Genomic DNA, 11,869 nt, shown 5'->3' with positions numbered 1-11,869 from the left:
GCGTAATACAGCGCGCGAATTTCGCTGCCCGTAAATGCAGGCAGCGATCACATCAGGCCAGTTTTATCATCACCATTCCTGCCAGCAGCAGAATCAGGCCAATCCAGCCTTTACGATTAAGGCGTTGGCCGAACAAGATCCAGCCAGCCGCCAACGTGGCGGCGATACCAAAACCGCCCCACAGCGCGTAGGCGACCGAGAGATCGATCCCTTTTACCGCCTGAGAAAGTGCGCTAAATGCGCCCAAGACCGCGCCGATGGACAGCAAACCGAACCCCTTTCGGCGAAAACCATCAGAGAATTTCAGGAACACGTTTGCCATAATTTCCAGTACGATGGCCAACGCCAGCCAGGCCGCATGAATCCATTCAAACTGTTGCATGGGCCTGCTCCTTTTGCTGTTTCGTCGGTTTGCGTGTCCCTGATTTAATCAGCACAATTCCGATAACAAGCGTAGCCAGACCGGCAATTTTCATCGCTGACAGGGCTTCATCAAATAACATTACGCTAAACAGCGTAATCAACAGAATACCGATCCCCTCCCACAACGCATACGCCACGCCGAGCGCGATTTTTTTTACCGCGAACGACAGGAAAATATACGAAAGGGAAATCATCACCAGCATTAAAATAAAGCCAGTATTATCATCACTAATACTTGCCCATTTCATCGACAAGGTCCCCGTAATTTCAGCCACGATGGCCAGGGCTAATAGTATCCAGTAAAACATGGTCTTCTCCTGCTTGAGAATATAATCCATTGCAGCTTGTCGAAAACGACAAACCCAAAAAAAATGAAATACGTCAGATAGCTAAACGCGTCGCGTCAGCTCAGGCAGAAGGCAGGACTATAGTGCGTTGCGCCAGTGTTGCTCACCGGACAGCAGGAAGAGAGAGGTTGAGAAAATAGCGGTGTTATTTGAAAAGTACGTCCTGAACAGATTGTCCATAATATTACAATTATCCGCGGTATTGCTTCTCGTCATTGCGGATGAAAATTGTCCTCGGTAGTTAAACACGGCTGATTTGTACCATAAGCCAGGAATTAACTCAAAACTTTTTCATTTCTTTACTCTGCTTGTTTAACTTACATTCGCATATTAAAGGCGCATCGCTATTATTATAAAAAAAAGGATTAGAGCAGGAACTCACATGGCTAAGCCCATCATTACCCTGAACGGATTAAAAATCGTCATTATGCTTGGAATGCTGGTGATCATTCTCACCGGTATCCGTTTCGCCGCCGATATTATCGTGCCTTTCATTTTGGCGCTGTTTATCGCGGTGATCCTCAACCCATTGGTGCAGCGAATGGTCCGCTGGCGCATCCCGCGGGTACTGGCGATCTTGCTGCTCATCACCATTATCATCATGGCGATGGCGCTGCTGGTAACCTATCTCGGAACATCGCTGAACGAGCTGGCCCGAACGCTTCCGCAGTACCGTTCAAAACTGGTGATTCCGTTGCAGCAGATGGAACCCTGGCTGCAGCGTGCGGGTATTGAGGTGTCCGTTGAGGAGCTGCTGAAGTATATCGACCCGAATGCGGCGATGACGCTGGTGACGGCGCTTCTGGCGCAGCTTTCCAGCGCCATGACCTCCATTTTCCTGCTGCTGCTGACCGTTGTGTTTATGCTGGTCGAGGTGCCGCAACTGCCGGTCAAACTGCAGCAGATGATGGTGCGACCGGTTGAGGGCATGGGCGCAATCCAACGCGCACTGGATAGCGTGTCGCGCTATCTGGTACTTAAAACCGCGATCAGCATTGTGACGGGGCTGGTGGCATGGGCCATGCTTGCCGTGCTGGATGTGCGTTTTGCATTTGTGTGGGGCTTGCTGGCCTTCGCACTCAACTATATTCCGAATATCGGCTCTGTGCTGGCCGCCATCCCCCCGATTACTCAGGTACTGGTCTTTAGCGGATTTTACGATGCGTTGGTCGTCCTGGCGGGCTATCTGATTATTAATCTGGTCTTCGGTAACATTCTGGAGCCGAGAATGATGGGACGTGGGCTTGGGCTTTCCACGCTGGTGGTCTTTTTATCACTGATTTTCTGGGGATGGTTGCTCGGTCCGGTGGGCATGTTGCTCTCGGTTCCGCTGACGATTATTGTCAAAATTGGTCTGGAACAGACCGCAGGCGGACAGACGATCGCCGTGTTGCTGAGCGATATGAGTCACCGATAAGTTTTCGCGCCAGTCCTCTTCTCACCAGAGGACTGGAACGCGTGAGTCGTGCATCGCGAACATCGGCTTAGCGGGTCGTCCAGCCTGGCGATAATACGCCAGCGCCGCTCGCCACTCTGCCAGCGGGAACAGCGTCACGTCGCCATAGTGACTCGCCAGCAGCTTCGGCCAAATTTCACAAAATTCTGCCTGCCATTGATCACTGCTTAATGCATCCAGATAGTTTCGAATATGGAACCACCGCACCTGCGGCTGCTGCCTGAACGGCGTACCCGAAAGCAACCCATAGCAGACAAAAATCCCTGTCTCCGGCATTGCGTCCAGAATCCCGTCCGCCAGCCTTCCCCCCGTGGCGTCGTACACCCTCTCTGCCTGCGCAGCAATGGCGCTAATGGTCGCCGTATCCTGCTGCAAAACCGGAATGATGCCCATCGCCTGCAACCTTTCGGTATGCGCAGGCGATCGGTGAATCCCATACACCGCGTCAGCACCCGCCTTGATCGCCCACTGCCCGAGCAGCGCGGCACAGTCGGACCCGGCGGCTGTCAGCACGATCCGCTTTCCCTTCGGGGGGTAAAGATTGAGCATCATTTGGGCAGCCAGCGGGTTGATGTACCCGCGAGCCGCGAGCGTTGATTCGATGTCGTCCGGCACGGGAACCGCCAGTGCCATGGGGCAATCCACACTGTTTTGCCAGGTGCCTTGACCGCGTAACGGCAGCACGCGTTTCCCAAGCCAATGTGGTGGCCCTTCCGTTACCACGCCGACTCCTTCGTAACCTGCCACCGCCGGCAGCGGCGTCCGATGACGATAGGCGCCCGTCATCGGAATCAGATCCGAGGCATTCACCGGGGAAAAGAGCATTTTCACCCGGATCTGCCCGGCAGGCAGCGGTGCCGGTGATCTCGACTCGACGTGCAGAACAGACTCAGGCTCGCCAAAGGCGCGATACCCTAAAGCAGAATGATTCATTAACGGATGCCTGACATGTTTCATCAGCAAAGCTTACTGTCTTGTTTCCTGAGCGGAAATGATTATTTCGCCACGGGCAAATCGGCGTATCGCGTCGTATAGGCCGGAGAGAGCATTTCCCGTTTCATCGCCCAGCTTTTTTGAATACCCTGCCCGGCAAACCATATTGTCCCACGCCCGGAGACATTCAGCTTATCAATGGTCTGCATCAATGCCTGGCTGTCGGGTCGCGGCGGGTGTTCATCAAACAAATTGAGTTGCGCGACGCCCTGACTGAAAAAATCACTCAGCATGATGCCCGCTTTCATGTAGCGGAAACCGTCTTTCCAGATCCTGTCCAGCGCCTGGCTGGCGACGCGAATAATATCGCGCGTATCGTTTGCAGTCTTGAATTAAAACTCACCGACTTTCAACCATTTCCAGAAAACGCGCTTAGGGTCTCTTGATCGTTCTGATTGATCACTGATACTGTATATAAACACAGTTAAATGAGTCCTCTATTATGCAGTTCATTTCCTCTCATCAACCCGATTCCACGCTATTGCTTCCGTTGTTTATGGAACGTGTCCCTTGTGGGTTCCCAAGCCCAGCCCAGGACTATGTCGAGGATAGCCTTGATCTGAACAAACTGGTTGTTAAACACCCTAGTGCAACTTATTTTGTTCGAGTCAGTGGTGATTCGATGACAGGCGCTGGCATCAGTCACGGAGACTTGCTGGTTGTAGACCGATCATTATCTGCTGTTCATGGTGATATCGTTATCGCCGCGGTAGGAGGCGAATTCACCGTGAAAGAGCTCCAGACTTATCCACGTCTTCAGCTCATGCCTCGTAATGCAGGCTATGCTCCTGTCGTTTTTGGGGCAGAAGAGGAACTGGAAATTTTCGGCGTCGTCACGTTTACCCTGAAAGACCACAGACATGTTCGCGCTCGTTGATGTCAACAGCTTTTACACCTCCTGCGAGACCGTTTTTCGCCCCGACCTCCAGGGCAAACCCGTCGTCGTCGTTTCAAATACCGATGGCTGTATCATTTCACGTTCAGCAGAGGCAAAAGCATTGGGTATCAGCATGGCGGTTCCTTATTTCCAGTTGAAAGAGGAGCTGAAGCGCCAAAAGGTACAGGTTTTTAGCTCTAATTATGCGCTGTATGCCGATATGAGCCGTCGGGTGATGACCATTCTTGAAGAGATGGCACCCCGAGCGGAAATTTACTCGATTGATGAGGCCTTTCTTGATCTGACTGGCATCAGCAACTGCGTTGGCCTGGAGCAGTTCGGGCAAGAAATTCGCCAGCGCCTGCTTAAGGAAACCGGCCTGACGGTTGGCGTGGGGATTGCCCCCACAAAGACGTTGGCCAAGCTAGCTAACCATGCGGCAAAGACCTGGAAGCAAACGGGTGGCGTGGTGGATTTGTCGAACGTTGATCGCCAGCGCAAGCTGCTGGCGCTGGTTCCCGTTAGCGAGGTCTGGGGCGTCGGGCGTCGGATCAGCAAAAAACTGAATCTGATGGGGATTGAAACTGCCCTGCACCTGGCGGAGTGTTCCAGTTGGGTTCTACGAAAACATTTCAACGTTGTACTGGAAAGAACCTCGCGGGAACTGCGCGGAGAGAAATGTCTGGGGCTGGAGGAGTTCTCTCCAACCAAACAGCAAATCATCTGCAGCCGTTCCTTCGGTAAGCGCATCACTGAATACAATGATATGCACCAGGCCATCTGCACCTACGCCGAACGGGCTGCCGAAAAGCTGAGGCAGGAGAAACAATTTTGTCGCTTTATCAGTGTGTTTATCCGCACCAGTCCTCATGCACAGGATGAAGTTTCCTATGGAAATCAGGCATCCGGTAGGCTGATGACGCCGTCTAACGACACGAGGGACATTATCCGCGTGGCGACAGAAGCACTGAACCAGATTTGGGACAATGGACATCGCTATATGAAGGCGGGTGTGATGTTGAGTGATTTTTTCAGTCAGGGAGTGGCGCAATTAAACCTGTTTGATGAACACCAGCCGCAAGCGAACAGCAGCGCCCTCATGCAGGTCGTGGATCGGCTTAATCGTACGGGTCGCGGTTCAGTCTGGTTTGCCGGTCAGGGTGCGCAAAAAAGCTGGGCAATGAAGCGAGAAATGCTTTCTCCCTGCTACACAACGCGTTATTCAGATCTCCCTGTCGCTAAATAACTCATTCATAGTTAGCGATAACCTCAACCGATGCGCATGCAGGCTCAGGGTTGACGTCACCGTCTGTCCGAACATATCGGACTGCCATCTGGATGGTATTGTCATTGCCGGTAAAGGCATTGCCATCAATGAGTGTGAGCGTTCAATTCACTGACATAAACGGATTGTGAAGTGCCAAAATGTACCGGTTTATCAGGTTCAGTCTCTGCTTGTGACAGATAATCACCCCAGGCAAGTTGGATCCCATAGCCCGTCGCACCGGTTCCGCAGAGAGCGATAATGCCTCTTCTTGTATCAACAATGGCGGTGTAGGGTAAAATAGCCAGTTTCACTCGCCCATTTTGCGGGTTGTTTGGTGACGTCTCTGGGCCAGGGCCAAATGGCGACTGTCCGGCGTTATTCATCGCCGTGACGCCCCCGTAGCCATGGGCATCCGGACAAATTAATCTGAAACTGGCATCTTTCCATGATGAACTTTGGTCATTGACACCCAGATGCTCACCCATGTTAACAACGACATCACTGCCCTGTATTTCACAAGTTCCTGGTTTAAAAATTAACGTGGCATGTAATTTTCGGGAACTCGCAATGTAATATTGTCCATTTGCATAGATCCTGTCGGTGCTGCCATCGGCGCTAATAAAAGTATATGGGGATTGTTCAATACCTGCCCAACAACAGGACCGTTTACCGACAATACCCCGGACTGCATAGGAATATCACCCGGGATTTTCCGGAATTTAATTTTTCCCATTATATATTCACCCGTATGGGCACTAACCCAGCCACTCATGGCTAAGCTGGGAAACACGGGGAGCGAGGTGGCTATATCAGTACTAAAGACAGACATCCCAATACCTGGAATATCTGTCGGATAGATGCGATCGCCAGCGATGGTATTTACTGGCAGCAGCCCCTGATCCAGGATGGTTTCATAGAGATAAATGCTCCTGTCGCAGGTAGCGAGGTCTTGCCCCAGCGTGACGTTATCCTGCATATAGATAACCGTATAATCAGGTATAGCCGAACCCAGGGTGATATTACTCCGGAAGGGGTTAATTCAAGCGTGGAGTTAATACTTGCCTATGGATCATTTGATTGGGTACAGGATATGTCTTTAGAATATGCATCTGGAACCCGCAAGCATAATGCCAGTAAAATGAGGCTACATTTCGTATAAAGAGATCATTCATAGTTCGCTATCACCTGTACCACGGCGTTAGCAGGGCCTGGAGCCGTTTCTCCGGTGGTGCGAATATAACGAGCCGCCATTTTGATCGTATTATCTGTCCCGCTAAAGGCGTTCCCGCCGATGGGCGTATCGCCTGCGCCGAAGCCCGAGTTAAGCGAGTTGGCATCGACATAGCTGTTTAACACGACAGGGTTTACAGGTTCGACGTCGTTTTGGCTACTGAAGTCGCCCCATGCTAACTGAATGCCGTAGCCTTGCGCACCCGTGCCATCGAGGGCAATGATGCCTTTATTGGCGTCAATGACTTCGGTGTAAGGAGCAATACTAATTACGACGCGCCCATTTTTTTTATTATTAGCAGTGGTACTCGCGTTAGGAGAAAGAGAATAAGGGTTGTCATAGGGATCGCTTGATGATGCGCTCCCATTATATCCCATGCCGTCAGGACACACTAATTTAAAACTTGCATCTTTCCAGTCAGAATGACTACCCGCGCCACCATAGTCACCCATATTTACTTTGACATTATCACCTTCAACATTACAGGTTCCTGGTTGAAACATCATTGTCAACTTTAATATTCTGGAACTGCTGATATAAGCCTTTCCGTCATTCGTTATTCTATCCGGTGCAGAACTCGTGAAGTTAGCACCGTTATTCATATATACAATGGCAGCATCGGGACCGGTAACAGTAATAGGCCCTTTGTTCATGGGTATCTCTCCGGGAATTTTCCAAAACTTTATTCTCGCCCAAAAGCCATAGCCTACATCCCCCCGTGTATAGTAAACAACCGATGGGTATACCTTCACAGCACCATTACTAACAGCGGTAGCTTCGATTGATATACCGACACCAGGAACATCAGTACTATAAATAACATCGCTTCCTTGTTGGCCCACTGCTTGAGCTGAACTAAGAAGGGTATAGTACAAGTTATGGTCGCCATCGCAAGTGCTTGCAGACATACCAATGTTTGCCTCGGCAGTATAAAGGATGGTCCAGTCAGGAATGTTTCCACCCAGTGTCATTGTTATGTTAGATGCCTGCAGTTCAAAATCACTATGAATTGCAGACCATTGGTCAAAATGATTTTCCGCTGACGTAGCCGGTTCGCAGTTAGTTGCATTCGCACATTCAGAAAAAAGAGAGAAACAAAAAAGGAAAATAATTAACTTTAAAAAAGACATGATCATACCTATTGGCAAACACTGATAAAACGCTGGATAGTGTTTTTATCCTTTCCAGCGGATGCAGTCGGGTTTAACTGATAAGCCACCTGACATTGGCTCTGTTCGGCCTCACCCCATTTGATGGTCAACGTCCCTTTATCTTTGCTCACTTTGGTATAAATAACCCCACCCTGCGACACCGCACCAATATGGGTATTCTCATCGTCAAAAATATCCGCCCCGAACGGTAAGGGTTCACCTTTCCAGGTTGACGTAATGAGCAGCGGTGTACCGGTATGGGTTTTAAATTCCACTTTTACGACGGAGCCAGCACGTGGAACCACTTCCTGAGCCGTTTTTTCAAATTCCACGCCTAAGTCTGAACCTTCCGGGTTAACGGCCACCCGGTTTTGCTGATAAGGCACGAGGGAGGGAGACAACGCATAGCCTGATGAATCTACAGTGGCGCCCGCATAGCCCGACACTTTGGCCCCTTCGGCGCCTTTGGCTTCAATCAGGGCATAGTTATCGCTGTTGTACGGCGAGAACGTCACCCCGCCTGAGTGTGCAACAACCCCACCAGACATCCCAACGGCAGTGCTGCTATAGCCGTTTCCTGTGCTGTAACTCCCATTGACCGTCGCCTTACTCCCTTCCCAGGAACCACTGACACTGCCGGAGCTACCAGAATAGTTATCGTGTGAACCGCTCACGTTGTAGTTGTACTGATTATCACCGCCAAATGAGCCGGACAGGTTCGCCTGCTCGCCACGGCCGCCATCGCTGTCCTGGTTATAACGCATGCTGACATACGGCGTCGCACCACCATGACCTGGCCACAACGGCATTGACAGGGTCAGATACCAGGTTGTTTGGTCCTGGCCATTGCCCGCTTTGTTCCGACTGGCATTGATACTGTAATTAAGCCATTTGTAGCTGTTGGAGTACCCCACCTGATACTGGGTGTTATAGCCCGTACCGTTATTCCAATAGTCCTGCATGGAAGCACTGACATAAAGATTGCCAAGATTAAGGGGTAATCCCTGATTAAGGCTTATTGAAAACTGATTTTTTGAACGCCATACGGTATTCGGATCGTCATCATGACTGATCGCATCGCGAGTCTGAGTGGCGGTTTGTAAATCCATATAGCCGGAGCTGGAGTAGCGATAGGCTGCAATCGTTATGTTACTATTCGTTTCGTTGATCAGTTTGCTGTAACTTAAACGATAGCTTTGTCCGCTTAATTCCCCGATCTCTCCTCCCAGATGACTTCTTGATTGCGTCACGTCTGCGCTCACGGCCCCAGCCGGCGTTCCAACAGCTAAACCAATCAGCCCGGCCTGATAATTCTGGCTGTATTGCGCACCCGTATAAGCGGTCAGGATATTGGTTAACCCACGCATGAAGGTTGTCTCGTAAAACATCGGTTTTTCGGACGAGCTGTAATCCCGCAGCTTTCCCGCGGTGGCAGTGAACTGCTGTGCTCCCGGACGCAGTGATTGCGCCAGGGAAGAATATGGGATGGTGTATTGCTGAGAGCTGCCATCCGCTTCTTCGATTGTGACCTCCAGATCACCACCGTAACCGGTAGGCCCAAGATCATCGATCAGGAAAGCACCTGGCGAAACAGTAGTCTGATAGAGAATATTCCCCGACTGGCGTACAGTGACCTTAGCGTTTGTTTTGGCGATTCCTCTAATTTCAGGAGCATAACCTCGCTGAGAGGCGGGTAACATACGGTCGTCGCTCGCCAGTTGTGCACCGGTATAGGACACGGAATTAAACATTTGACCTGAGGTGTAATATTGCCCCAGATAAAGATGACCTCGAACAAACTCAGTATCTCTTTGCACATAGGTATTTGTGCTTTGGTAGTCGCCACCCGTAGATTGATCCCAGTTATAAGAGCCACTGTGACGAAAATACCATTTCCCAATATTTAATCCCGCATTGAGGGATGAATAGAAAGTACGAGACGTTTCAGCATCACTGTAACGCGACTCATATCCGTTCATGTAATAACCGAGCATGAGCGCAGGGATGCCGCTGTCCCAAAGCGCCGGGTCTATATTACCTCGTGCGATATGCTGCAAATAAATCTGAGGAACCTCAATACTGAGCTGCTGTTTATCTGCATCAAATTTAACTGTAGCGTCCGGAAGCAGACTAGCGAGATCGGTGCATACAGCCAACTCAGTCAATCCTTTTCGCGCGGAAAAAGGTATTTTTTCAATATTTAGATTAATCAACTTAATCATATCAGGAGTCAAACAGGGGGCGACTCTGTGTCCCTCATCTTCTTTAAATGCTACCTCTTCGTGTGACACCAGATTGTCGTTAACAAGGATGTCAATACGATATTTCCCCGGCGTTGCATTCGAACCATAGGTAAAACGGCTGACATCGATTTGATTCTTTCCTTCCTGCCGTAACAGGCCAGTATCAAATTCTGCAGCACTACCTGTAGATGAGGAATTGGTTTCTTTCTCTGTAGACTTATTTGGCTCATTTGCACTGACTCCGAACGGAGCAGAAACAATAAAAGTTATAAAGCAAGAAAAACAGAAAAAAGAAAAGAAACCGCTTTTTTTAAACATTGTCGCCCCATAACATTAATTTTTCGCTTTATGACTAATGAGTGCTCCATAGTCATTAATGGTATTAAACGATAAACCGTCTATATTCCCAGAGTTCTTTAATGTGAACTGTTTCGACCCACCGGGTGCTATCATTGAGCCCTTTGATTCAGAAGACACGCCGTTGAATTTATACTTAACATCAAAAATCGTAACGTTGTATTTAGAACTGTTTTGCACCGAGACGTTTTGACCATTCAGTCGCCAGTGCAATTCGTCAGGAGCATCATTACTGTTACCCGGTAGTCCCTCAGGACGATAAAACAATTTAATTCTTGTACGAAAAACAACATTCAACTTTTGCTGTGCGTCAGCACTGCTTTTATCTTTCGCAGGAACTTCAAGAACGTTAAGCCAGTACACAGATTCCTTGTCCGCTGGTAAGGCAGGGGTACCCGTATAACTGATACGAATCGTTTGTCCCTGATTTGGGTCGACACGGTTAATCGGCGGCGTCAAAACGAACGGGACCGAGATTTTCTCAGGTGTTGTATTTTCATTGCCAGTATCAATCCAGCTCTGGATTAATACCGGCCTTTGATTCTTATTCGTCAGACTAATAGTGACTTCTTTCTTATCTCCCTGATAAATAACTCTGGTTCCATCCATGACAATACTTGCATAGATTGATTGGCTTGTTACCATGCCAATACTGAGCACGAGGAATATGCCCCCACTCTTTTTACTGAAAAAACTCATATGTAGGATACCTAATATTTGATCAGGGAAATAATTGACGATTTATTATTGATACATCAACTCATAGTCCACAGTACTGGTGACGGCTCCGCCAGTGGCACCACCCAAGGATGAAAAATACTCTACAAAATAGAGCATTTTTGTGTCACCCGCTTCATCAGTGTTGATATCTGTAAATGCGGTCGTACTAGACTGGTTTGGGTCATTAACCTTAATAACCTCACGGCCTGAATCAAGCAGTCTAAATTGCACATTACTTGCAGCGCCTGTAGACGCTGTGTTATTCAGATATCCCTGATTATCACCGTTAGTACTCTTAAAGTTGGCGGCTATTTTTGTTTTAGCAGGTGTCCCCAGGGTACAATTTTTTGCAACGATATAGAATGGTTCTTGCCCGGCTGATGAATTAGCAGCGGTCAGCGTTGTTTTTGACACTTCATCAAGCGTGATTGCCCCGGTACCCGCTGTACCAACTTCAGCACCTTTATATTCAAGTGATACGTCGCATGTCGCGTCTGTAATTTTACCGTTAAAGGTAATAGTGTTTGTTGCCGCCGCATAGGGCATGGTGGCCAAGTTTAAGGTCAAAAACAGTCCAGCGGAAAACACTGTGATTACTTTCATTAAAATCTCCATTACCTTTCTGATGGTTGCAGATATTTACTATTTACTTTCTCAGATAGCGATATTGTTACCTGCGTAAATAATTAAACGGTTTTATTACCAATTTTGGTGGAGTCATTATCACTCGAGTCGATAGCTTCGTCTCTTTTTATTCAGTCCAAATATGTACGGAGTGATGATCATAGCTGCTTCATTTTTGAT

The 11,869-nt window shown here is 49.0% G+C and carries 13 protein-coding genes and 1 pseudogene; 3 read left to right on the top strand and 11 right to left on the bottom strand.

Going from position 1 to position 11,869, the window contains the following annotated elements:
• Window positions 1-52: 52 nt before the first annotated feature.
• From mdtI to I6L74_RS21715, 3 genes are all read right to left on the bottom strand, one after another.
• Window positions 53-382 (bottom strand): multidrug/spermidine efflux SMR transporter subunit MdtI, encoded by a 330-nt coding sequence (gene mdtI, locus I6L74_RS18025; protein ID WP_059178783.1) that lies wholly within the window; start codon window positions 380-382, stop codon window positions 53-55.
• The gene (mdtJ, locus tag I6L74_RS18020; protein WP_059178782.1) at window positions 369-731 is read right to left on the bottom strand and encodes a multidrug/spermidine efflux SMR transporter subunit MdtJ; all 363 of its coding nucleotides are present in this window, start codon (window positions 729-731) and stop codon (window positions 369-371) included. The genes mdtI and mdtJ overlap by 14 nt, the downstream gene beginning before the upstream one ends.
• Window positions 732-848: 117 nt before the next feature.
• Window positions 849-1,019 (bottom strand): protein YdgV, encoded by a 171-nt coding sequence (locus tag I6L74_RS21715; protein WP_096759521.1) that lies wholly within the window; start codon window positions 1,017-1,019, stop codon window positions 849-851.
• 133 nt (window positions 1,020-1,152) lie between these two features.
• Here I6L74_RS21715 and I6L74_RS18015 point away from each other — a divergent pair, with 133 nt between their 5' ends.
• The gene (locus tag I6L74_RS18015) at window positions 1,153-2,187 is read left to right on the top strand and encodes an AI-2E family transporter (protein ID WP_059178781.1); all 1,035 of its coding nucleotides are present in this window, start codon (window positions 1,153-1,155) and stop codon (window positions 2,185-2,187) included.
• A gap of 21 nt (window positions 2,188-2,208) precedes the next feature.
• Here the strand turns inward: I6L74_RS18015 and I6L74_RS18010 are convergent, their stop codons facing one another.
• Both I6L74_RS18010 and I6L74_RS18005 read right to left on the bottom strand, forming a co-directional pair.
• Entirely contained in the window at window positions 2,209-3,159 is a 951-nt protein-coding gene (locus I6L74_RS18010) for a zinc-dependent alcohol dehydrogenase family protein (protein WP_059178780.1), read from the bottom strand.
• Window positions 3,160-3,221: 62 nt separating this feature from the next.
• A pseudogene (locus I6L74_RS18005) lies at window positions 3,222-3,542 on the bottom strand (DUF4113 domain-containing protein); the annotation flags it as partial.
• A gap of 119 nt (window positions 3,543-3,661) precedes the next feature.
• On the opposite strand from I6L74_RS18005, the gene umuD reads away from it, so the two are divergent.
• Both umuD and umuC read left to right on the top strand, forming a co-directional pair.
• Window positions 3,662-4,096, top strand: coding sequence for a translesion error-prone DNA polymerase V autoproteolytic subunit (gene umuD / locus I6L74_RS18000; RefSeq protein ID WP_072241833.1), 435 nt, complete (start codon window positions 3,662-3,664; stop codon window positions 4,094-4,096).
• Window positions 4,080-5,342: a translesion error-prone DNA polymerase V subunit UmuC gene (gene umuC, locus I6L74_RS17995; RefSeq protein ID WP_059178777.1), complete on the top strand. Its 1,263-nt coding sequence runs from the start codon at window positions 4,080-4,082 to the stop codon at window positions 5,340-5,342. Before umuD ends, umuC begins: the two co-directional genes overlap by 17 nt.
• A gap of 125 nt (window positions 5,343-5,467) precedes the next feature.
• Here the strand turns inward: umuC and I6L74_RS17990 are convergent, their stop codons facing one another.
• The 6 genes from I6L74_RS17990 to I6L74_RS17965 form a co-directional block, all read right to left on the bottom strand.
• A complete protein-coding gene (locus I6L74_RS17990) occupies window positions 5,468-5,848 on the bottom strand; it encodes a hypothetical protein (RefSeq protein ID WP_128131039.1) in 381 nt (126 codons plus the stop codon).
• A gap of 50 nt (window positions 5,849-5,898) precedes the next feature.
• A complete protein-coding gene (locus I6L74_RS17985; RefSeq protein ID WP_059178776.1) occupies window positions 5,899-6,339 on the bottom strand; it encodes a hypothetical protein in 441 nt (146 codons plus the stop codon).
• Window positions 6,340-6,527: 188 nt separating this feature from the next.
• Window positions 6,528-7,724 (bottom strand): fimbrial protein, encoded by a 1,197-nt coding sequence (locus I6L74_RS17980; RefSeq protein ID WP_164841575.1) that lies wholly within the window; start codon window positions 7,722-7,724, stop codon window positions 6,528-6,530.
• A gap of 8 nt (window positions 7,725-7,732) precedes the next feature.
• The gene (locus I6L74_RS17975; protein ID WP_059178774.1) at window positions 7,733-10,306 is read right to left on the bottom strand and encodes a fimbria/pilus outer membrane usher protein; all 2,574 of its coding nucleotides are present in this window, start codon (window positions 10,304-10,306) and stop codon (window positions 7,733-7,735) included.
• 15 nt (window positions 10,307-10,321) lie between these two features.
• Window positions 10,322-11,044 carry a fimbria/pilus periplasmic chaperone gene (locus tag I6L74_RS17970; protein WP_059178773.1) on the bottom strand — a complete coding sequence of 241 codons (723 nt, stop codon included), beginning with the start codon at window positions 11,042-11,044 and terminating at the stop codon, window positions 10,322-10,324.
• 45 nt (window positions 11,045-11,089) lie between these two features.
• The gene (locus I6L74_RS17965; RefSeq protein ID WP_059178772.1) at window positions 11,090-11,668 is read right to left on the bottom strand and encodes a fimbrial protein; all 579 of its coding nucleotides are present in this window, start codon (window positions 11,666-11,668) and stop codon (window positions 11,090-11,092) included.
• Window positions 11,669-11,869: the final 201 nt, after the last annotated feature.

This window comes from Lelliottia amnigena (assembly GCF_019047465.1).
GTDB classification, from domain to species: domain Bacteria; phylum Pseudomonadota; class Gammaproteobacteria; order Enterobacterales; family Enterobacteriaceae; genus Enterobacter; species Enterobacter amnigenus.
This window is presented reverse-complemented; position numbering and strand designations above follow the sequence as displayed.